This window comes from Fulvivirga sp. M361 (assembly GCF_007097395.1).
Taxonomy (GTDB): domain Bacteria; phylum Bacteroidota; class Bacteroidia; order Cytophagales; family Cyclobacteriaceae; genus Fulvivirga.
In genome coordinates this window covers 21,504-45,937 of the sequence record NZ_VKDC01000037.1, presented here as the reverse complement: position 1 = coordinate 45,937, position 24,434 = coordinate 21,504, and the positions used below count along the sequence as shown (strand labels likewise).

12 protein-coding genes are annotated in these 24,434 nt (G+C 42.2%); 11 read left to right on the top strand and 1 reads right to left on the bottom strand.

Annotation, left to right across the window (positions count from 1 at the left end; translation table 11 throughout):
* The first annotated feature begins 6 nt into the window (after positions 1-6).
* The 9 genes from FNH22_RS26280 to FNH22_RS26240 all read left to right on the top strand — a co-directional run bounded on the left by FNH22_RS26280 (position 7) and on the right by FNH22_RS26240 (position 21,110).
* Positions 7-4,110 carry a hybrid sensor histidine kinase/response regulator transcription factor gene (locus FNH22_RS26280; protein ID WP_143401493.1) on the top strand — a complete coding sequence of 1,368 codons (4,104 nt, stop codon included), beginning with the start codon at positions 7-9 and terminating at the stop codon, positions 4,108-4,110.
* A gap of 587 nt (positions 4,111-4,697) precedes the next feature.
* On the top strand, positions 4,698-7,346 hold the full coding sequence (locus FNH22_RS26275; RefSeq protein ID WP_143401492.1) for a glycoside hydrolase family 3 C-terminal domain-containing protein: 2,649 nt from the start codon (positions 4,698-4,700) through the stop codon (positions 7,344-7,346).
* A gap of 82 nt (positions 7,347-7,428) precedes the next feature.
* Positions 7,429-10,677, top strand: a complete 3,249-nt coding sequence (locus FNH22_RS26270; RefSeq protein ID WP_255518163.1) for a TonB-dependent receptor — start codon at positions 7,429-7,431, stop codon at positions 10,675-10,677.
* Positions 10,678-10,693: 16 nt separating this feature from the next.
* A complete protein-coding gene (locus FNH22_RS26265; protein WP_143401491.1) occupies positions 10,694-12,412 on the top strand; it encodes a RagB/SusD family nutrient uptake outer membrane protein in 1,719 nt (572 codons plus the stop codon).
* 11 nt (positions 12,413-12,423) lie between these two features.
* Positions 12,424-13,680 (top strand): glycan-binding surface protein, encoded by a 1,257-nt coding sequence (locus tag FNH22_RS26260; RefSeq protein WP_143401490.1) that lies wholly within the window; start codon positions 12,424-12,426, stop codon positions 13,678-13,680.
* 76 nt (positions 13,681-13,756) lie between these two features.
* Complete coding sequence (locus FNH22_RS26255; protein ID WP_143401489.1) at positions 13,757-15,328, top strand: hypothetical protein; 1,572 nt, start codon at positions 13,757-13,759, stop codon at positions 15,326-15,328.
* A 275-nt stretch (positions 15,329-15,603) separates the two neighbouring features.
* Complete coding sequence (locus FNH22_RS26250) at positions 15,604-16,959, top strand: endo-1,4-beta-xylanase (RefSeq protein WP_143401488.1); 1,356 nt, start codon at positions 15,604-15,606, stop codon at positions 16,957-16,959.
* Between the two features lie 489 nt (positions 16,960-17,448).
* Entirely contained in the window at positions 17,449-19,725 is a 2,277-nt protein-coding gene (locus FNH22_RS26245) for a glycoside hydrolase family 3 N-terminal domain-containing protein (RefSeq protein WP_143401487.1), read from the top strand.
* A gap of 335 nt (positions 19,726-20,060) precedes the next feature.
* Entirely contained in the window at positions 20,061-21,110 is a 1,050-nt protein-coding gene (locus tag FNH22_RS26240; RefSeq protein ID WP_143401486.1) for a lactonase family protein, read from the top strand.
* Between the two features lie 72 nt (positions 21,111-21,182).
* On the opposite strand, the gene FNH22_RS26235 is transcribed toward FNH22_RS26240, so the two are convergent.
* Complete coding sequence (locus FNH22_RS26235; RefSeq protein ID WP_143401485.1) at positions 21,183-21,722, bottom strand: DUF1697 domain-containing protein; 540 nt, start codon at positions 21,720-21,722, stop codon at positions 21,183-21,185.
* A 260-nt stretch (positions 21,723-21,982) separates the two neighbouring features.
* Between FNH22_RS26235 and FNH22_RS26230 the strand changes: the two genes are divergently transcribed.
* Together FNH22_RS26230 and FNH22_RS26225 are read left to right on the top strand one after the other, a co-directional pair.
* Positions 21,983-23,725: a tetratricopeptide repeat protein gene (locus FNH22_RS26230; protein WP_185154423.1), complete on the top strand. Its 1,743-nt coding sequence runs from the start codon at positions 21,983-21,985 to the stop codon at positions 23,723-23,725.
* 136 nt (positions 23,726-23,861) lie between these two features.
* Entirely contained in the window at positions 23,862-24,377 is a 516-nt protein-coding gene (locus FNH22_RS26225; RefSeq protein ID WP_143401483.1) for a hypothetical protein, read from the top strand.
* Positions 24,378-24,434 lie beyond the last annotated feature (57 nt).

Here is a 24,434-nt window from a genome sequence, read left to right as displayed (position 1 = left end):
CTTTAAATGAGTGGTTGGTTAATACGAATTAGTATATGCAGTGTTTGGTTAGTTACCTTCCAATCGGCAGCGCAGGATTTTTCATTTCAATCTTTTGAAGAAGAATTTCCTAACCGACCGGTAAATGATTTTCTGATCGATAATAAAGGGTTCTTGTGGATTGGGACCTTTGGTGCCGGGCTATATCGGTTTGATGGTATGAACTATGAGCCTTACACATTCGATTGGTATGACAGCAGTTCTGTGAATAGCAATTTTATCATTTCTCTTGAAGAAGATCACAAAGGAAGGATATGGATTGGTACCGACAAAGGCCTCTGCCGATACGACCCGGTAACCAGGAAATTTCAACGAATTAAGATTAAATATGATCAGAATCCGACGCAGGAGTTTTTGTCAATCTTTTCAATTCTGGCGGATGATTCCGGTAACATCTATTTAGGTAGTAGTGGAAATGGTATCATTCGGTTAGATAGCTCGAATACGGAAGGCAATTATATTAACGCCACGCCACACTACCAAAACATTAATGTAAGCGACATAGCCAGGGATCGATTTGATAACCTGTTTGTGGCTACTAATGTAGGTTTACGGATTTTTTCTGAAACCAATGAACTACTTGAAACCCCTAAGATTGCATTGGAAAATCGATTACTTCAGGGCCCTATCCAGTCCATTTTTGTGATCGAAGGTACCGTTTGGGTAGGTACGGAAGACCAGGGTTTGATATCCATTGAAGGTTATCATACATTCAATCCCGAGGTAAAGCATTTTCCGATTACGAACAAACGGATAATGGACATAGATCGCTATTCAGATAGCAAGGTTCTTTGTGCCACCGAAAACGATGGTTTGCTCGTATGGGATATGGAGAAAAACCAGGTCTCAAAATTCATTGAAGATCCATACGATAAGAAGTCGGTAGAAACCAATTCGATCTGGGCGATTGAAGTAGATGAAGATGGCAGATTGTGGCTTGGGTATTATAATAAAGGAATGGGCTTGTATGCCCCTGACTTTAGTAAGTTTGAACATATCCAACACGATATCTATAAATACAATTCATTAAAAGCGAATTCTGTTAATAGTCTGATTCAGGATGGGGATAGTATTGTCTGGATTGGTATGGATGGAGGGGGTGTGGATAAATACATGATCAATGAGAATCAATTTGTCCATCTGACACCAAAAAATGGCTACAGGGGATTAACAAACATTTCTGTTCAAACTATGCTGCTGGATAAAGATCGGAATCTGTGGGTAGGTACATGGGAAGGAGGCATTTTTTTCCTGCCTGAAGGAGAACGAAAATTTCAAAACTTTAATACAGATAATTCTGGTTTAAGATCCAATCGAATTCTGGATCTTACAGAAGATAAAGAGGGGAATATTTGGATGGGTACTTTTGGAGCAGGAATTCATAAGTATATTTTAAAAGAAAACAAAATAGAACAGGTTTTAAGCGAAGGGATAAAAAGAGAATGGATAGATAAAGAGGACATACGTGATGTTCTGATAGACCAAGACGGAGACATTTGGATTGGATCTACCTTAGGTCTTTATGAGATGGTTATTGTAGGAAAAGATACTCTTATTCAAAATTTTAAAACGAAATTCTCGCATAAAGACCTACACCCTAATTCCAATCATATCCTTTCTCTTTATGAGGATGAAAATAAAAAGATATGGATCGGTACTGATGGGGCAGGATTATTTAGCTATCATCAGGTTACAGACTCACTGGTATGGCATAACCAGGTTTTAAGTTTGGGCCTGAACACTATCTGCGCCATCGCTAAAGATAATCAAAACAACCTATGGGTTACCGGAAAATCGGGGATAGCAAAGCTGAATGAAGAAGAAGGCAGAGTGGTGCATTACACCGAGAAAGACGAGCTTACGAGCAATAACTTTAACTATAATGCGATTCTTAGTTTGCCTGATAACGTACTTCTTTTTGGGAGCCTGGAAGGAATAAACAAAATCAAATATGATGAGCCCAGGATTGACTCTACTCAGATAAACGCTTACTTAGATAAGCTTAAGATATTCAATAAAGAGGTAAAGCCCGGAGAGCCGGAATCCCCTCTGACTAAAGCATTTTCAGCAACGGATCAGATCGTGTTAGATGCTTATCAATCTGTCTTCACCATTGAATATACAGGAATAAATTTTACACGCCCTGAGCAAATACAATTTGCATACTATTTAGAAGGGCTTGAATCAGACTGGAACTATGTAGGTGACCAACGAAGTGCTACATACACTTCATTAAAAGATGGATCATACGTATTCAGGCTAAAAGCGGCTAAAAATGATGGAAAATGGTCTGAAAAACATGCAACGCTCAAAATAAAGATCCTTCCGGCCTGGTATAAAAGCAAATGGGCATTGGTGGTCTATATTATTTTATTCCTCAGTGGATTATATACATTGTATACCATACTAAGGATGCGTGTTCGTGAGCGTCAGGAAGTGCTGAACGAGCGGGAGAGACGCAAGCAGGACGAAGCGCTTACAAAAAGAAAACTTCAATTTTTTACCAACATTTCTCATGAGTTCAGGACGCCGTTAACACTGATATTGAACCCACTGGCGGAGTTAATAACTATGAAAGATCTCCCGATTACGGCTAACAGGCAGCTAAATACAGTACAACGAAACGCCAGAAGGCTTGAACGTTTGGTGAATGAGTTGATGGATTTCCGAAAACTAAATTCGAATAAACTTAAGATCCATGTTCATAAGATCAATTTGCTAAGTTTTACCAAAGAGATAGCTAAATATTTTCAGGAAGAGGCAGAGAATAATGAAATCGAATTAATGGTACATGGAGATGTGGAAAATTATTCGGCTTGGGTAGATTCAGGCTTAGTGGAAAAAATGCTATTTAATCTGCTTTCCAATGCTTTTAAAGTAACACCTGAAAAGGGATTTATAACTATTAACCTCTCTGAAGTCAGTAAATTATTACCTCTGGTCGATCATGAAGAGATAGAAGCACTCAAACTGTCTGTCTCGGATACCGGACCGGGATTGGCATCAGATCATTTAGAAAAAATATTCGAGCGATTTTACCAGGTCGAACCAATGAACCAATGGTATTTCAGTGGTACGGGAATTGGTCTGGAGGTGGTAAAAAGTTTTATTGAACTACATAAAGGAAAGGTGGAGGTAGAAAGTCAGGAAGGGAAAGGGACCACTTTTCATCTGTACTTTCCACTTGGGAAAGACCACTTCAATGAAGAAGATATCGTTAAGGGTGAGTATCCGGGAAGAAAAGAATTTTTGGTGCCCGATAAACCATCAGAAGATGCGTCATTAGAAGAAGCTTCTGTGATAGATGGTAGAAAAAAAAGTACTGTGCTTTTGGTGGATGATAATGTGGAGCTAAGAAGATTTGTAAAGAATGAACTTAAAGAACATTATCAAGTTGAAATGGCCAAAAATGGGCAAGAGGGACTTGAGATGGCGCTGCATCATTTACCTGATGTAATTATTACGGATGTAATGATGCCTGAAATGGATGGTTTTGAATTTTGTGAAAAGATTAAAGCAGATATTAAAACAAGTCATATCCCATTAATTATGCTCACTGCTAAAAGTACCCCTGAGGATCACATCTCAGGAGTGGATAAAGGAGCTGATGCCTATATTACCAAGCCTTTTGACATGGTACTGTTGAAAGCACAGATAAAACAACTGCTGAAAAGCAGGCAAGTACTTTTTGAAAAATACCTCAACAGCATAAGCGATCTGAATAGTACCCCTGATACTACTATGGTAGATCGGGATTTTATGCAAAAAATACTTTTATTCATACAGAATCATATTAGTGACTCACAACTTAGTGTGGAAAGTATCGCTGAGGAAGTGGCACTTAGCAGGAGTCAATTGTATCGAAAAGTAAAGGCCCTTACCGGATTAAATGTGAATGAATTTATCAGGCGAATACGGTTGGAACAGGCTAAAAAACTACTAATTCAAGATGGGGATTATAATATAAATGAGATCAGCTATAAGGTTGGGTTTTCTTCACCATCCTATTTTTCCAAGTGCTACAAAGAACAATACGGTGTTTTACCAAAGAGCGAAAGACCACTCACTTAAAAGGGACAGTTTACGGAACTCAGGCCAGGCTACTTTTTGAGAATTACCAGCTGCTTAGTTCAAAGATTGTGCACAGGTGCTTTAAATATCCTTATAAAGGTGGATTGCATTGTTCTTGCCAAACACCAATTTAGTAGCATAAAAGCCTCTAAAATCAAAAACTGAAAGACCTTCCTGCCATAACCTTCATGTAACTGCCGGATGAGGCTTTCGTCGATCCAATGAAAAACCATCTGGCTTCAAATCGCTTTTGAATGTTTGTAATCGGGAGTTTATCTGTTTAAAACGGTGGATAATACTCAACTGATCATCAAGAAGTAAACGTCGAAGATAATTAGCAATAAAAATTTTGTTGCACAGAATAGCTCAAATGATGCATTACCTGTGAGGTTGCAACAAAATTGATTCAAAAGGCTCCAAAACTTCTACTTCTTCAATTCCGGGGATGCTTTATTGCAGGTAAATAAATTCATCGTGAAAACAAAGAACACAAAATATCGCCTGCCTAAGAAATTTATATGGTTAGAGTCTATCATAGTTTTTCTTCTGGTAGCGCTTCTTGTGTTGATTATTAAGACCATTAGCTAATGAATAACTTAAAAGTATATCCATATACATCCCTTGCAAGAGTTTCTAATGTCCAGCTCATGATCTGTCTTTTGGCAGTCTGGATACTGGGAAGTTGTGCACACACAGAAAAATACTCTTACGATTTTCAGAATCCGGAGCTTTCGCCGGAAAGCCGTTCCATTGATCTGGTATCCCACATGACCCTTCAGGAAAAGGTTGGACAGATGCGTTATGATGCGCCTGCCATTCCGAGACTTGGTTTACACCGTTACAATTGGTGGAATGAATGCCTGCACGGTGTGGGAAGAGCAGGAGAATCAACCGTTTTTCCTCAGGCCATAGGCATGGGAGCTACCTGGAATGTGGACCTGATCCATAAGATGGGGGTAGCCGTGTCAGATGAAGCCCGGGCCAAACATCACCGTTTTGTCAAAGAAAATAAAAGAGGTATTTATCAGGGGCTGACGTTCTGGACGCCAAATATTAACATATTCAGAGATCCCAGGTGGGGCCGCGGACAGGAAACCTATGGAGAAGATCCTTTTCTGACGGGAGAACTGGGAGTAGCTTATATCAAGGGATTGCAAGGTGATGATGACCACTATCTGAAGCTGGTGGCAACAGCTAAGCATTTTGCGGTGCATAGCGGCCCGGAAAAATCAAGGCACGAGGACAATTACATTTCGACCCCCAGAGACTTAAATGAAACCTATCTGCCCGCATTTGAGAAGGCAGTGAAAGATGCCAAAGTTCATTCTGTCATGTGCGCATATAACAGGACCAATGACCTGGCTTGCTGTGGTAGCAATGTGCTGCTTGATTCAATACTTAGAAAAGAGTGGGGGTTTGATGGATACGTTGTATCTGACTGTTGGGCCATCAATGATTTTTATTTCCCGGATCGACATGGAGTAAGTAAAACAGGGCCGGAAGCTTCTGTCTTAGCCGTTAAGTCAGGTACAGACCTCAATTGTGGAAACACGTACGACCCTAACCTGAGCGAAGCGGTACTGTCTCGGCTTATAGATGAGAGTGAAGTTGACCAGGCATTAACCAGGCTCATGGCCGCCCGGTTCAAACTTGGCATGTTTGATGACCCCGAACTCGTACCCTGGTCGAAGATACCTTATGAAGTAGTAAGGAGTAAGGAGCACCAGGAATTAGCCAAACAAGTGGCAAGAGAATCCATTGTCCTTCTCAAAAATGATAATAATCTCTTACCACTAAGTTCAGCCCTTAAATCGGTGGCTGTTATCGGCCCGAACGCAAATGCCGTGGAGCCTCTGCTCGGCAATTATCACGGTACCTCAGTAGAATACAACACCCCTTTTAAGGCCATAAGCGACAGACTTCCGAATGCCACTGTGAAATATGCCAAGGGATGTAATATCACCAAAGAGTGGCCATTGTTAGCGCCGGTCCCAAGTCAAAACCTGCGTTCAGGCACAGATGAAGGTTTGAAAGGGATGTATTTCAACAATGACAAATGGTCCGGTGCCCCCGTTATGGAAAGAATTGATGATCAAATTGACTTTATTTGGGTAAACAGGCCATTCGAAATGAAATCAGACACGTTCACAGTAAGGTGGACAGGCCAGATCCTTCCGGATGGGTCCGGGAAATACCGGATTGGCCTCAGGGCTTGCAATGCTGGTAAACTTTATTTAAATGACGAGTTAGTGCTGGATTTCGAGGATGACCACCATCCCAGAATGAAGTACCATGACACTACTTTGGAAGCGGGTAAAGCCGTGTCAGTCCGAATAGATTATTACAATTTTCACGCTGACCCTCAGGTCCAACTCTTGTGGTCGGAACTGGAGCAAGACTTGTTGACTCCGGCTCTGGAACTGGTTCAAAACGCTGATGTAACTGTGCTTTGTTTAGGACTCAGTCCTGATATAGAAGGAGAGGAGATGCCAGTGGTCATGGAAGGGTTTGATAAGGGAGATCGGTCTGATATTGTATTGCCATCCTCACAAAAAATGTTGTTGAAAGAAGTTCTTAAGACAGGTAAACCAGTTGTTCTGGTGTTGTTAAATGGTAGTGCCCTGGCAGTTAATTATGCGGCAGATAAAGCACAGGCCATTGTAGAGGCATGGTATCCGGGCGAGTTTGGCGGAGTTGCCCTTGCAGAAATTCTTTTTGGGGACGTGAATCCATCCGGAAAACTGCCGGTCACCTTTTACAAATCGGTGGACGACCTGCCGGATTTCAAGTCATATGACATGAAAGATCGTACCTACAAGTACTTTACCGGAGAACCACTATTTCCATTTGGTCATGGACTGAGCTACTCAAGTTTCAAGTATGCAGACATGACTTACGATGACAACGAGCGTCCTGCTATTACACTCACTATTGAAAATTCAAGCGAAACTGCGGGTCTGGAGACGGTACAGGTCTACCTGTCCACTCCGGACATGGCTGGCTCTGCAAAGCGTACACTTGTGGCCTTTCAAAAAGAATACTTTGAACCTGGGCAGTCGCGGGAGGTAACAATCCGCATCCCTGAAGAAAACCTGAAAATTATAGATGATAAAGGCCGGAGAGTCGCTCCGGACGGAAGGATCTTCTTATCTGTTGGTGGAAAACAACCTGGTTTTTCAGGGATAGCAGATTCGCCGAATACCCAAACATTAATGAAACAAATAATTGTAAATTAAAAGAAACGGCTTCTATTCCGTGATTTGATCATGTTTAAAATAAAATCCAATCTATTATGAGAAAACCATTACTTAAAAAATTATGAAAAAACCATTACTTGAAAGGAACAAGTCTAAACACTATCTTACAATAGTAGTGTTGTTGATTGGGTTCTGTTGTGTTCAACTCCAATCTGTTCTCGCCTCAGAGTTCGGAATGGATTTACAACAGGACGGAGCAATTGTGACTGGAACAGTTTTAGAGGGAGATACGGGTGAACCGCTGGTAGGTGTTTCTGTGGTTATCTATGGTACAACCCTCGGAACAGTTACGGACATCAACGGGAAGTACAGCATAGAGGTCCCGGACCCTTCATCGAGTTCACTGTCTTTTAGTTTTATCGGGTTTCAATCACAAATAGTTCCAATTGGAAGCAAGTCTGAGATTGATGTATCGATGGAATTTGATGTCCAATCCCTGGAAGAAGTAGTTGTTGTAGGCTATGGAACACAGCGGAAAAGCGATTTGACAGGAGCTGTGGCCTCGGTTTCAGGAGATGAATTGACCACCGCCATTACTTCCAGCGTTGATCAGGCGCTTCAAGGTAGGGCTGCGGGTGTGCATGTGGCACAGAATTCCGGGAGGCCTGGTGCTGCGGTTTCAGTGCGGATACGTGGAACAACTTCTGTTACAGGAAGTAGTGAGCCACTTTATGTCGTTGATGGAGTTCAAATTGGGGGTCAGGCCCAAAGCTCGGCTGGCTTTGACTGGGCCGGAGGTTCTGGCGGACAGAGTGATAACATCAATCCCATGGCATTTCTGAATCCCAATGACATTGAGAGTATACAGGTACTGAAAGACGCTTCGGCCACTGCGATCTATGGTTCCAGGGCGGCGAACGGTGTGGTAATCATTACTACCAAAAGAGGAGCAGAAGGAAAAGGTAAAATAAGCTATCATGGTTTTTACGCGGTTCAGGAAGTGTATAAGACCTTTGATATGATGAACATGAGAGAGTATGCGGAATACAATAACGAAGTAGCGCAAGAAGTGTCATCAGTTCAGCCAAATCCAAGTTTTGCAGATCCATCTATTTTGGGTGAGGGTACAGACTGGCAGGAAGCCATTTATCAAACAGCTCCGACCCAAAGCCACACATTAACTTTTAGCGGAGGTACTGATGCAGTGAAGTACATGTTATCCGGAGGTTATTTCGCTCAGGATGGTATTGTTATAGGGTCTGATTTTGAGCGTCTAAGCTTAAGGCTTAATATCGACGCCAAAATAAGTGATCGTCTCACCGTTGGAACCAGCATGTCCATTGCCCGTAAAGATGAAAGAATTGTTCTTCAGGACGGTGGAGATGGTGTTATTGCTCAAGCTGCCCAAATGGCGCCGCACATTCCGGTTAGAAACTTTGATGGATCATTTGCCGGGCCGGACGCTCAGAATGTTTCGGCCCAGGTAGGTGCCAACCCTGTGGCTTTGGCCTTGCTGCGGAACAACACCGCATTAGATTATCGATTTGTTAATAACCTGTATGCCGAACTTAATGTCATCGAAGGACTGAAAGTCAGGACTGAATTAGCAACTGATTTTTCAACGCTTAATAGTAGTGCTTTCCTGCCAACCTATGAGTGGGGACAAATTGTCAATAATACGAGCCAACTGGCACAACTTTCCAATCAAAATTCATTCTGGTTATGGAAGACCTTCGCTACCTATAACAGGAGTTTTGGTGATCATGATTTTACCGTGTTAGTTGGAACGGAAGCACAGAGAAGTAATTATGAAGGATTGACGGCTTATAAGGCCAATCTTCCCAATGATATACCTGTGATCAATCAGGGGGATATATCAAATATTCCAAATACAGGTTTTAAAGCATGGAATTCATTGGCTTCTACTTTTGCGAGGGTCAATTATAATTATGGAGATCGCTATTTAGTAACAGCCACCATGAGAAGAGATGGTTCTTCAAGGTTTGGACCCAATAACCGGTGGGGATGGTTCCCTTCGGTTGCCGTAGCATGGAGAGCGTCCAATGAGGCTTTTATGCCCGAAAATGATGTGGTTACTGATTTGAAATTCAGATTAGGGTGGGGACTGGTAGGTAACGAAAACATTGGTAACTACGCTTTTGGGTCCTCATTGAATCCTTTGAATACTCAATTTGGAGCTGGGGTGGTCAATGCACGATACTCCAACCGTGATGTACAGTGGGAGTCTACTACCATGGTCAACTTAGGAATGGACCTGGAGTTGTTTAACGGAAGAGCAAACCTGGAAGTTGAAGCCTACCAAAAGAAAACGGATAACTTGTTACTTCAAGTGAACTTACCAGCCACTTTCGGCGGACAGGTAGAAGGCCCCCAGGCCAATTTAGGTACAATGGAAAATATGGGATTTGAAGTGGCGCTGAGTACCTCTAACATTGAAAGCGGCAAATTCAATTGGTCATCCAGGGGAAATATTTCCGTCAATCGTAACGAAGTAGTTGATTTAGGAGGGGTACAACTTTTTGACCCTATATACTGGTACACGGGGTTCCAGACCGCCAGTGCAACGGTTCCGGGGCGTCCGATAGGTCAATTTTTCGGATTTGTCATGGAAGGCCTTTTTACCTCTGCGGAAGAAATTGTCAATCATGCCGTTCAGATCCCTTCGGATGAAGACCCTGCGGTAAACAAAATTGATAGAACCACCGGATTATGGTTAGGAGACATAAAGTGGAAGGACCTTAATGGTGATGGAGTTATTGATAACAATGATCAGACCATCATTGGAGATCCAAATCCTGACTTTTCATTTGGACTTAACAATACATTTGAATACGGGCCTTTGGTGTTGGATGTTTTTGTGATGGGAGCAATAGGTGGGGATGTGTTGAATTACTCCAGGGCCAGAAACGAACAGATGCTGAACAACTTTGATAATCAGTCCACGACGATTATTAACCGGGCCAGGACCCGGTTAGTGGAAGGAGGTACGGATCTCAATAACATCAATGATGTGGAACTGGTAGATCCGAATACCACCATACCAAGGTTTGACAACGGGGCAGAAAACTTTAACCATTTTATGTCAACCCGGTGGATAGAAGACGGTTCTTTTGTGAGGATACAGAACGTCAGACTGGGCTATACTTTGCCTCCCGGGTGGTTGCAAAAAATAAGACTATCGAGCGCACAGGTGTATGTGAACATACAAAACGTGGCCACGTTCTCGAATTATTCAGGCCTGGACCCACAGATTGGATCGTTTGATCAAAACCCTAGACTTCAAAATATTGATTTGGGCAGATATCCTGCTCCCAGGGTGTATACGGTTGGAATAAAGTTAGACATGTAAAAAATACTTTAAAAAAATGAGACAATATATAAGAATCATTTTGACGGTTTTTTTAGCCATACAATTAACTTCTTGTGGTGAAGAATTCCTGGATTTTGTTCCGGAAGACCAGCCTACGGTTGATGGCTGGTATAATGATGCCGATGAGATCAGACAGGCTACTGCAGCGCTTTATGGTCGTCCCTGGTTTGAATTTAATGACGTATTAAGCTGGTGCGTCGGAGATCTGATGGCCGGTGATATGTTCCATAACTGGGACGAGGAAGGGCAGTTTTTTTACGCATCATTTAATGAGAACAATACGCATATAGCGAATGGTTGGCAAAGCCTCTATGATGTGGTTTCTTTTGCCAATCTCATTATAGATGATATGCCGGGCATTGCCGGTTCAAATGGTGTAAGCGACGCAGACATTAATGCTGGTTTGGGTGAGGCGAGATTTTTCAGAGCGGCAGCCTATTATTACCTGGTAGAATACTGGGGTGAAGTACCCATTATTGAAAGCCCTGCAGAAAAAGTAGCGAACCAGGACCTGTTTTTACCTAAAAACACCCTGGGAAGCGTCTATGAATTCATTAGAAGGGATCTCGTATTTGCTGCCGAAAACCTGCCTGAAGCAGATGCCGGAGGAAGAGTGACAGAATGGGCTGCAAAAGGGATGCTGGCAAAGCTTCATGTCACACTTGGTCAGAGAGCTGCCGGTGGTAATAGTGTGGGCTCACTGGAAGACTTCACTACGGCGGCCGGATATGCAGCAGACGTTATCAATAATAGCGGATTGGTCCTTTTCCCTGATTATGAAAGTATGTTTCTGATAGAAAATGAGCAGAATCCTGAAATTCTGTTTGCGCTTCGATTTATAAATGCAGGCTGGGGGTTCGGCAATGCCAAACAAGCACGGTTCGCCAGAAATTCGATCATTACAGGTGACCCCCAAGCCTGGGGGGGAGGCAAATCGATGAGTGTTGATTTTATTAATACACTGCAAGCGAATGCTGAATCTGCAGAAGATGCAAGAAGAAGAGCAATCTACATGCAGAATGGTGATTTCTATGATTATATCAATGTTGTGAATGGTGGGTATACCTATCAGATCATAGGTAGAGATGAAAATGGGACCGAAATCGAAAATCAGGCGCCTACTTTGACAAATTTGAAAAAACATGTAGTTGGAAACGTGGAGGATCATGGTTTCATTGTATCCAACCAGGATTCTCCGTTTGATGTCTACATGCTGCGATTGGCAGATGTTTACCTGATCTACGCCGAAGCCTTGATGGGACAAGACGGTTCGCTCTCCTCCGGCCCCGGATATGACGCTTACCTGGCCGTAAGAAGCCGGGCGGGATTGGCAACTCCTTCTGACAATGAAATGAGCTTTCGTGATCTGTTCAATGAAAGAAGGATCGAGTTTGGTTTGGAGGCCATGGCATGGCTAGATATTAAGCGACAGTATTATCGTGATCCACAGGGCACATTAGACCTGCTAAACGCGCAAAGCCGGTCGGATCAATACTTCAGGATCGATGTGAATGATAACATGGAAAACGATCCCGATGGTTATGAATTAGTAAGAGCAGGAGAATCCGGAACAGCCAATCCGGCTAATCAGAATACCGAACCTCAGGTCACATTCACGGCTAATAGAATGTCACTGCCTATACCTGGAAATGAGGTTGTTATGAACCCTCTTTTAAGGCCACAGGCTGAACCGGTAGAATACGAGTTTGAATAAATGCCAGGAAAATGAAGAAAATAGCTGAATATATAAATGGAAAATTAATTGTCCTACTGTGTACGGTCGTTCTCATATCATGTGAAGACGAAAACGGCGTAGGCCTGGAAGAACCCGATGGACCGCCGGTAATCTCGTATGTACGTGTAACTGACCCGGACCAGTCGGACTCATTACTCGTCAGGGCAAATTTGGGTAGTGAGGTGGTCATTATGGGAAGTAACCTGGGAGGAACGAGGCACATTTGGTTCAACGACCAGGAGGCGATCATAAGCCCAACCTGGGTGACCAATCATAGTATTGTGGTTCAGGTTCCCAGCAACGCCCCAAACGTTGTGACCAATATTCTATACCTGATTGACGATAGAAGTGATACCCTTGAACATCCGTTTGAAGTATCCATTAGCGCTCCTGAAATTCAAGCAGCTGTGAACGAATGGCCGCAATCGGGAGAGAATCTTGTGGTGACCGGTAATTTCTTTTTTGAACCCGTCACGATCACGTATTCCGGAGGTGTTACCGGGGAGTTGGTATCTGTTTCACAGGAAAGAATAGAATTTACCGTACCAGGTGAGGCTACGGAAGGCCCGGTAACCATTTCAACAAACTTTGGAGAGACGGTTTCCGGTTTTCACTTGTGGGATAGTAGGAACATTATCTTAGATTTTGACGATTTGCAGCCCAATGGCTGGAGGATCGGTGCTCCTGAAACGGGTGATGGTGAGATCAACGGTAACTATAATGTCTTCAGAGGGAATATTGGAGCCAATGTGAGAGATGAAGGACCTGGAGCTCCTGCTAATTCACCAATGTTATTCCATTATTGGGGAGGTGATGACCCTGGTAGAACAGGGAACTTCTATCCTGATTATTCCGGTGCTTACAGAGATCATGTATTAAAATTTGAAGCGAAAGTAAATAAATGGTTTGGTGGATACCTGAACATCTGTTTTTCAACACCCGATCATTCTCAAAATAACCAGGAAATATGGACCAACAATCTGAATGCAAGGGCTATATGGGGCCCATGGGCAGAAGAGAATGCCGAGTTTGATACAGACGGTGGATGGATGACAGTGGTCATACCACTGACAGATTTCCAATATTTCATGGAACATGACGACGATCAAGGTGTGTTTTACGAGGACGGTCAGGCTTTCGTAGAAGCAGCGGCAGGTTCACTTAGCATGTGGCTTTTAGGGTCACCTGAAAATAGCGATAACGAAGTTGAATTTTACGTGGATAATATTCGAATTGTAGAACCATAATAGATAAGGTTCAACATTTAGAGATTTGGATTGAACGTTAGGTCAATCCAAATCTCATCGACAAAAAAAGGATAAAATGAAAAATAATATATCTTATATAAAATCACATGTTCGTGTTATCATGTTACTCATGGTAATGGGACAATTCATGCTGGTTGCATGTGGCGATGACGATACGGCAAGTACCGATACGGCAGTGCTAAGCTTTGGTCCTTCCGGTGTGAGACACGGAGAAGATATTATCATTATCGGAACGAACCTTGATAAGGTAAGTTCTATTCTCTTTAGACCGTCAGTTGAAGTATCTGACTTCAAAGAGCATAGCCCGGGGTCAATTCTGGTGACTGTTCCCCAGGAAGCAGAGCCCGGTACACTCATATTGAGAACATCTACACAAGAAATTGAGACTAAAACGATACTCAATTTGGAAGTTCCGGTGACTATAAGCAGTGTAACCCCTTCTGCTAAACCAGGCACGGAGATTACAGTAACCGGAGATAAACTAAATTGGGTGGAAAGCATCATTTTTTCTTCTGATATTACAGTGCTTAAGGAAAGTTTTGTTACTCAATCTTCTTCCGAATTGAAAGTCACTGTACCGATGGCGGCACAGACCGGGTTTATAACCTTTAGCGCCGGAGGGACCGAACCTTTGGTCTTTGCACACGATTCACAACTTGAAGTACTGGTACCGGTGATCTCGGCATTGAACCCAACGGCGGTAAGGCATGAATCTACGCTCACCATTGAGGGGGCAAACCTGGATTTGGTGACCGAAGTTATATTCTCTGAAGACGTTTCAATAACCAGCGGTTCGTTTACTGCACAATCAGAGACTGCTATTGAACTGACGGTGCCTGCTACGGCAGTGCAGGGAAAGGTCACGTTGAAGCAGGCAGCGCCAGTGGATGTGGAATCATCAGGCGAGCTTGTCATTGTTTTGCCCGCAGGAACCAGTATTGCTCCCGAAACGCAGAAACCGGGAATAGACGAAGTTACCATTACGGGGAGTGATTTGGATTTAGTAGCTTCTTTACAGTTGCCCGGCCATGGTACAATGCTGGCGGCTGACTTTACAAGTCACACGGCCGGATCAATTGTTTTTGATCTGCCGGAAGCTGCATCACTCGGTGTGATCAACTACACAACGATACATGGCTTTAGCGGCCCTTTAGGCTTGGCAATCAGTCTTCCGTCCAGCGGTTTGGGCGCTTTGTTGATACCCCTGTATGTGGACGCTATTGATGAGGCCATGAGCGAAGGTGGCGGCTGGAGTTCTACTACCGATTTTGCTAATACAGAAAACCCTAGAGAAGGTGAAAATTCGATAAAAGTGACCTATGAAGGTGGTTTTGGTGGAGGTGCTCAGCTAGGTACGTGGGGTAAATCTCCGGTGTCCATAGCAGGCTCCCAGGTCTTTGCATTTTCACTTTTTGGAGGTGACGGGACCGATGGTAAGCAATTGAACCTTAATGTAAAATCCGACGTCGATAATACCATGCTAGTTACGATAAAGGAAGGTGAATGGGTAGATTTTGAAATACCAATAGCTGACTTTGGAAGTCCTGCTGAAATTACTGAAATCTGGTTCCAGGACCAGGGTTGGTCCGGTACGGTGTATGTCGATCGAATGGGATTTGATCTCTAAAAGCAACCTGGTCCCGGACACGGTGAGCAATTTTGATCACGATAAAAAAAGGGAAATGGGCGGATATTGAGATTCCTTTGTCAGACTAAAAGGGAGTTGATCAAAGTGATTGAGCACCGGTTCCGGGATCAGGCCTGGTCAGGGGATGCCTACGTGGACGATTTTAAGCCTGGTTCAAAGGCAAAAAGGTCACAATTGATTGGTTGAATCAACTATTTATCAATAGCTCAACAGTTTAAAATAAAGTTACTAACCACAATTATTGAAAAACTAAAATGCATATTATACTTATTAGATTATTGGTAATAGGGGCTATAGGATCACCTATACTTTTTGGAGCATGCGAAAGTGATGGTGCAGACGAGCCAGCAGTGTTGATGGCTCCCAATCTTTCCGCTCCAACTGAGGTTACTGCCAGTTCCTTTTTTGTTGACTGGCCTTTTATAGAGGGAGCTGATGGTTATCAAATAGATGTGGCCAGAGATGAAGCCTTCACAGATTTTGTGGAGCCTTATCAGGGAATAAGACACAATTTTTCAGAGTTCACCGTTTCCGACCTTGAACCTGCCACTACCTACTACGTAAGGGTAAGGTCGATATCGAGGGATTTGGTGTCTGACAATTCCAATGTTGTGAGTGTGACCACCATTAATGCCTCAGGCTCAGAGCCAGGTTCACCACTCAAAGACGCAGCAGAATTTTCTGTCGGAATGGCGGTACAGGTAAACAAACTCAATGGTCAGCATCAGGAGATCTTATTGAGGGAATACGATCAGATTACCAGTGAGTATGAAATGAAAATGAACATTATGTATCCTTCTGAAGGTAACTTAGACTTTACCCAATCAGATGCAACAGTGAATTGGGCAGTAGAAAATGGGTTGGATGTACACGGACATGCGCTGATCTGGCACAATGCTACTCCGACTTGGGTAGAAGAATTCAGCGGTACGGATCAGGAGTTTGAAACTATGATAGAAGACTACATTAAAACCACTGTGACCCGGTATAAGGGAAAAGTGAAATCATGGGATGTGGTAAACGAAGCGTTTGAAGATGTCGGTGGTGTGTTGAGAAACTCTGTTTTTAGAGAAAAAATGGGGGACGACTATATCGAAAAGTGCTATAGGTGGACCCGGGAAGCGGATCCCGACGTGCTGATCTTTTATAATGACTATAACATGGTTACTCATCCGGTAAAACGAACAGCAGCCTTGAATATGGTGAAAGACTTCCTGGACCGCGGGGTACCCATAGATGGGTTTGGCTATCAAATGCATATCTCCCATGATAACCCCTCTAAGGAAGCGATCGAATCGGCTGCCAAAGAAGTAACGGACCTCGGTTTGCTATTGCACTTTTCAGAGCTGGATGTTCGTGCCAATCCGGCCAATGACCTTGAGGTTTTAACAATTCAACGTGCTAACTATCAGCAAAATAAGGTTAGGGAAGTGGTGGAAGTCTACAATGCCATACCAGAGGAAAGTAAGTTTGGGATAACCATCTGGGGAATGAAAGATGATGAGACCTGGCTGCTGGAATTTTGGGGACACCCTGATTGGCCATTACTGTACAATGCAGACTTTTCCTTCAAAAGAGCGCATACCGGATTTTTAGAAGGTTTAGAATAATATGGAAGGTGTGTTCGTGTTCAGTACATTTTCTGCTGGGGGTTTATCAATGGAATCAATAGAAACCTACGCCACCCGGGTTGAATGAAGGTTCAATCCAATACATCGGCTTTTTTAAAAGAGACCAATTTCTCTCCGGGCTACCTTGACTTTTTAAAGGTGAGATTCCTTTTGCTCCCTCTTAGTCCTGCCTATTCGGTGGGTAGAGGGAGCAAAATGAGTTTCTCCTCTTCGGAGATAAATGGGAGTGTGTTATATGAATAGCAGACTTCCACCTTTCTGATCATGCTAAGTTTTGCGACCATTCCAGGTTCCCTGGGATTATCCTTTGTTCATAGTATTCACACATTACGTGCACATCCTTCGATTTTTTTGGTGGAGAAATATGTGAAAGAGCTTAAGCAAATAAAAGGGGAGTTTGCGAATATCAATACATCATAAAATGAATTCTGGGATCCAATTTTTAGAACTACTTAATTATTAACAGATATGCTAAACCATTTTCCACTCATCGTATTTTTTTCAGGACTGGTTATACTCCTTGAAGCAGAGGCGCAACCACCCAAAAGTTCAAATGAAACAGAGATAGATCACAAAGTTACCGAACTGCTTTCCAGGATGTCCATGGAAGAGAAAGTAGGACAAATGTCACAAGTGGCTATCGATGTTATTTTAAAAGATAACTCTTCAACACAATTAGACCCACAGAAACTCAGAAAAGCCATCATAGAAAAGAAAGTAGGCTCCATTCTCAACGTAAAAGGAGGAGCTTATACATTGGATGAATGGCACAACATTCTGAGCCAGATCCAGGAGCTGGCCACAAAAGAAACGCCCAATAGCATACCCGTTCTTTATGGGATAGATGCCATTCATGGATCAAACTATATCCGGGGGGGTACACTCTTTCCTCACAATATTGGTATGGCTGCTACGAGAAACCTTGATCTGGCAGGTGAAACTGCTCATATCACGGCCTTGGAAACCAGGGCTTCCGGCATACGATGGAACTTTGACCCGGTGCTGGGAATGGGAAGAGAACCGCTGTGGTCACGGTTTGAGGAAACTTTCGGGGAGGATGTTTACCTGACCAGCAAAATGGGTGCGAAAATGATTAGTGCCTATGAAAAAGATAACCTCAATAAAATAGATGCAGTAGCCTCATGTATGAAGCATTTTATTGGCTATTCGGTTCCGGGAAGTGGAAAAGACAGAACACCGTCTTACATTCCCGAACGACAGCTAAGAGAAATTTTTCTACCTCCTTTTCAGGCCGCTGTTGAAGCAGGTACCTCTACGGTAATGATTAATTCAGGAGAGGTCAATGGTGTGCCGGTACATGCCAGTTCTTATTTCCTGAAAACGATCTTACGTGAAGAATTAGGTTTTGAAGGGCTTGCTGTTTCAGACTGGGAGGACATCAAGCGTTTGCATACCCGGCATAAAATAGCTGCTACACTCAAAGAAGCAGTGAAAATAGCGGTGAATGCGGGGGTCGATATGAGCATGATCCCATATGATTATAGCTTTTATGATTACCTGGTGGAGTTGGTGAAAGAAGGAGAAGTGGACATCGCACGTATAGACGAAGCGGTAGGAAGGATTCTAAAACTGAAAATCGAGCTGGGGTTATTCGAAAATGCTTTTCCGGAAAAAAACAGCCAAGACAACTTTGGAGAAAAAAAATATACACAAGTAGCGAAACAAGCTGCTCTTGAATCTATCACCTTGCTTAAAAATGAGTCTGACGTACTTCCATTGAGCGTCAATAAAAAACTGCTGATCGCAGGTCCTTGTGCGAATAGCCTTCCGGCCTTGCATGGGAGCTGGTCATTTACATGGCAGGGAGACGATGCAAGCAGGTACCCGGAATCTACTCAGACTGTTGTGGAGGCATTTGAAAATACCTATGGCAGGTCCAATATTATCTCAAGGTCACATTCAGACTTTGATCATAACGATAACTATGATACCCAGGGGCTTTTGGAAGACGCAGCTTTGGTTGATGCAATTGTTTTGTGCCTGGGAGAAAATGCCTACGCCGAGAGCCCAGGTGGTATTGACGATCTGACACTGGATGATAGACAGCTTGAACTGGCTAAAGCAGCAGAAAAAACAGGTAAACCAATTGTTTTAATACTTCTGCAGGGAAGGCCAAGAGTGATCGCGTCCATTGAAGAGAAGATGGATGCCATCCTATACGGATACCGGCCGGGAAGCCAGGGAGCATCTGCCCTGGTAGAAGTGGTAACAGGCCGGTTTAACCCGGCTGGCAGGCTTCCCTTTACTTACCCTCGGGCAACAGGTGATGTATTGCTTTACGATCATAAATTTTCAGAAACAATAAGTGAGGATATTCCTAATTTATTTGGTAAAGATGCCTACAGGCCTCAATGGACTTTCGGTCATGGATTAAGTTACTCAACTTTTAACTATTCGGACCTTAAGCTAAATAAAGAATTCATACAGTCTGAAAATGACACCATCAGAGCCAGTGTAAAAGTCACCAACGCCGGAAAGGTAGGCGGGCATCACACAGTAGAACTATATTTGAGAGATCAGTATGCTTCTGTCACACCAAGTAATAAAAAGCTCAAAAGATTTAAGAAGATCTATCTGGAACCCAATGCCACAGAAGAAGTAACCTTTTCATTAACGAAAAAAGATCTATCCTTTGTCGGGCTCAACAATGAATGGGTAACTGAACCAGGCGAGTTTGAGGTCCTCATTGCTGACCTGAGCAGTACCTTTAATTATCAAGAATGAATAAAGAGATATTTTTCTGTAGCAGCAAAAAGAAATATCTGGCATTCATTATGCTAATGAGTGTTGAATGCTCACGTATTCACTTTTGAAACCTAAAAGGCCCTTGGAGCAAAACCCCTGATTAGATACACTTTGCTTCAAGGACCATTAAAAAAGAAAAGATAAGTGGTCAATCAAGGATCATGTCTATATTTCTGGTTCAATGAATTGGTCCTGAAGAACAGAGCGAATTCACAAATTATTCTGGGAAGTATTAGGTATTCTTTGAGGGCCTTATCATCTTAGTTACGTTCAAAACATGATCATCGGTTAAGGTATATCTATTTATAGTTGTCATGAAAATCTATATCGGAAGTTATACTCAGAAATTATCAGAGGAAATAGTAGGTAGGGGTAAGGGGATCCAATGTTATGATATCGATGAGCGGCTGCAGGAACTAAGGCCCCTGAGCACTATCTTTCAGCGTAACCCGGCTTATATCACACGCTCAGAAAATGGCCGGTTTCTTTACGCTGCAGAAGAACTTTTCTCTGATGAAAACCCAAAAATATATGCCTATAAAGTAGATGACCAGGGAGGGTTAACACTCATCAACTCCCGGGAGTTCCGGGGCTCCCTGGCGTGTCATTTAACGGTTCATAATAACTGTTTGCTGGTGGCTAACTATGGGTCGGGGAACGTGTTGGTATTCCCTATTGATGCATTCGGGGCAATACTACCTGAAAGTCATGAAGTCAGGCACCGGGGAGTAGGGCCAAACTTGTCAAGGCAAGAAAGTCCACACGCCCATATGATTTGTGTTGTACGAACTGATTTGATTTACGTAGTTGATTTGGGAATAGATAGTTGTAAAGCCTACGCGTTGACGGCGTCGAATGGACTAAAGCCTGTCCCGGAATGGGATCTGAATATGGATCCAGGTTCAGGACCCAGGCATATGGTGGCGCATCCCGATAAACCACTCGTATTTGTGTTTTGTGAATTGACAGGAGATATTTATACCTTCAATATATCCGCTGATCATCCCACTTTGCTTCATAGGGTTAACTCTCTGCCTCCTTCTTATAACTCAACTCCCAGCGGAGCAGCCATTCGAATACACCCCAACGGTAAATTTCTATATGTGTCTAACCGGGGGTGTGATACAATCACACTATTCGAGTTAACATCTTCCGGAAAATTAGATCTGCTGGCGATCGAAAAGATCAGGGATAAGACCCCAAGGGATTTTACTATTGACCCGGAAGGTAAAGTGCTCGTGGTGGCAGGAATGGATTCCCACACAATAAGTATGTATGGCTTGAATAATAATTCTGGTAAAATGACTTACTTAAAGACCGTTGATTCCGTGTTCTCTCCGAGTTGTATTCTTATAGCTGATTGATATGAATTTGAAGTAAGTGCTGATAAATATATGATTATAAGTTATTTATGACAACATATTTGCGTATTGGATCTATTCGCTGGTCATATCAATCAGCTTGTTCAGGGTCTTGAAATTGCGCGTGGTGGCAGCAACCTTTAGCTTGTTTTCGAAAAAATTATTATTCATTTTGGCCTTTCCGTAAGCTTTGGGAGAGTAAAAGTAGATTACCGTTCCTTGTAAAATATATTGCTCCGGGCTGAAATCATATTCACTCAGTTTTTGAATATTACCTTCAGAGGGGGGCTGAGCAAGGAGTGTGAAATACACTCTGTGCGTTTCTTTGTCAGCATCATTGGCAAAGGGGTTTTCGTGGATAATTTTGGCAAGGTCTGATGGGCTTTTCACCACTACACTTACATCAAACCCATACGTATCTAAAATTTTTTCTGCTATCATTACCGCAAGCTGGTTTGGATCGTTGTCTGTGGCATTAAAAATAATGTTCCCACTTTGTATGTAAGTTTTCACCTTTTTAAAACCCCATTTTTCGAAGTTTAGCTTGAGTTCGGCCATCTTAATAATTTTTTGGCCGCTAACGTTAATGCCTCTCAATAGTGCAATGTAGGCCATGCTTTAGTAGGTTCATTTTTTGTGGAAAATGTGATGTAGTAATCGATGTTTAAGCTACATTATCTTTCTTGTGTAAGATTTATTTTAAAGCTTAATTTACAACCTTTTTTTTATAATTCTCTCGTAATATTCATAATGAACAAGTTTATATTTATCGCATAATTCAATATATTCTAGTCTTAATAAATTTTCAAAAGAATGAGTAAACGGAGTTTGTTGTGCGTTGCGTAGTAATGGTTCTGTTGATATTGTCTTCAAAGTTGCATCCAAACTATGCTCAAACAAGGGAGATAGATAGTTTAAAAATTGTACTCGAGGGGTTGGACAATGATACAATGAGCGTGATCGTATTGAATAAACTCGCATTCAAGTATTATAGAAGCTCCATTGATTCGGCGCGATCCTATGCAGATAAAGCTATGGGTCTGGCAACTAAGCTTAATTATGAACACGGAATAGGTAGCAGCCATAACAGCTTTGGCATTATCGCTTATTCTCAATCTGATTATGAAACTGCTCTCATTCACTATGGAAGGTTTTTGGAAATCATGGAGCGTGTTGGTGACCTGAGGGGAAAACATAAGGCACTTAATAATATCGGTATTGTATACCGTAACCTGGGAGACTATCCTAAGGCGCTGGAATATTACCAACAATCTCTTGAGATCAAAAGACAGTTAAGCACGAATGAAGGTGTGGGCATGACCCTCAATAATATTGGTCTTATTTATCAAAGTATGGGCAATTATGTTGAGGCATTAAAAACTTATTTAGAGGCGATTGAGGCTAAAAAATCCTCTGGTAATTTAAACGGATTGTCCAGGACATATCTGAACCTGGGTAGGTTAAAGTCAGAACTGGGTGAATATGAAGAGGCCCAGCGTTATTATAGGGAATCTTTAGAAGTTAATTTGGAAATTAATGATCAAAAAGGCATTGCTATTGATTATCAAAATATTGGAGTGATACTGTTTAATAAGGATTCCATTGAATCTGCTTACGAAGAATTCCGGAAGTCGTTAAGCATTCATCAACAGATCAATAACCGAACGGGTGTGGCTGACGTGTTAAACGAAATCGGGAGAGTGTTTCTTGCTAAAAATGAACTCGATTCTGCTCATAAATATTTTAACAGAGCTTTGACAATTAAGTTGCAAATCAATGAAAATAATGGTGCGGCTACTTCTTATTTTTATCTGGCCAAACTTTATAGATTAATAGAAAATGCCAAGCTGTCCATAATTTTCGCGGAACGGAGTTTGGGTATCTTCACTCAGGTTGGAAATAAAAAGGATGCAGCCGAAGTCTCGTGGTTCATCTATGAGTACTATAATGGCCTTAACAAGAGCCTGGAAGCATTAAAATATCTATTGCTGCATAAAAGCTATAATGACAGTTTGTTGAATGAAAACAAGATAAAGGAGATTGCAAAAATAGAGTCCCGATATGAGTTAGACAGAATAAATCAAGAAAACGAATTGCTTCAAAAAGATAATCTGTTGAAGGCACTGAGACTGGAAGAAAGTCATGCAAAATTAGAGTTGCAAAACTATATTTTGTATTCGGCGCTTGCACTACTGTTAATCATTGCTTGTGTGGCCTATTTTGTATACAGGCTTTACAGAGATAAAAAAAACGCTCATAGATCACTGGAAGAACTTAACAGAGAAATAATTGATCAAAGCGAAAAAATCAAATCTCAGGCTGATGCATTGAGACAGGCAAATGAAGAAATTCGTACAATGAATTTATCTCTTGAAAAGACGGTTAGTGAACGCACAAAGGAGATTCAACTTCAAAATGAAAAGCTGATTAGATATTCCTATTCTAATTCACATCAGGTACGTGCGCCTGTGACAAGATTAATAGGGCTCATACATATTTTATCGCTTGAAAAAGGCACTATAAAAGAAGCTGACAGGGACGGCATAATTGATATGATGGCGGCTGCCACGAATGAACTGGATCAAATCACTCGACGCATAAGTCGCCTTTTCCCCTGATCGATAATATGTGATATATCATACATTCATAGTCTTTAAATCAGTCAAGCGAACTCATAGCATTATTTAAACCTTTTTTTTAGTCAAAAAGCCGTAAGTTTATGAACTGGTAAAGCTTAAAATTCGTTTTGATTGTATGAAAAATTTTGGCGTATTAGTTATTTTTTGTTCTCTGGGGCTTTGGTCATGTGATAATAAATCATCTCAGGATGAGGAGGATTTATACACCGGCAGAGAAATAGTTTATGACCTCCTTCAAACGTCTGATTTTCCTATCTCCGGTAATGTTACTTTCAAAGAGCGCACGGATAACGCAGTGGAAGTAGACGTTATGTTGAATGGGACGGACGGAAACGTTTTCCACCCTGTTCACCTGCATTATGGTGATATTAATGTGCCTGATGCTGATATAGCATTTCTTTTAAATGACCTCAAAGGTTCTGATGGAGAGAGTGTAACAGTAGTTAAAACCTTATCAGACGAAAGTACGTTTACTTTTGATATGTTACAGGAATTTGATGGAAGTGTTAAAGTCCATTTAGGAGCGACAGGTACCGATGCTGATATTGTAATAGCAGGAGGTAACATTGGGATCAATCAAAATGACCTGAGCACCGGACGTAAGAAAGTAGCCACTTGTAAAAGCGAATAGCTGCCATTATCCTTGAAAAAAGTCACTGTCATACTGTTTTCCCTTCTATATGTTATC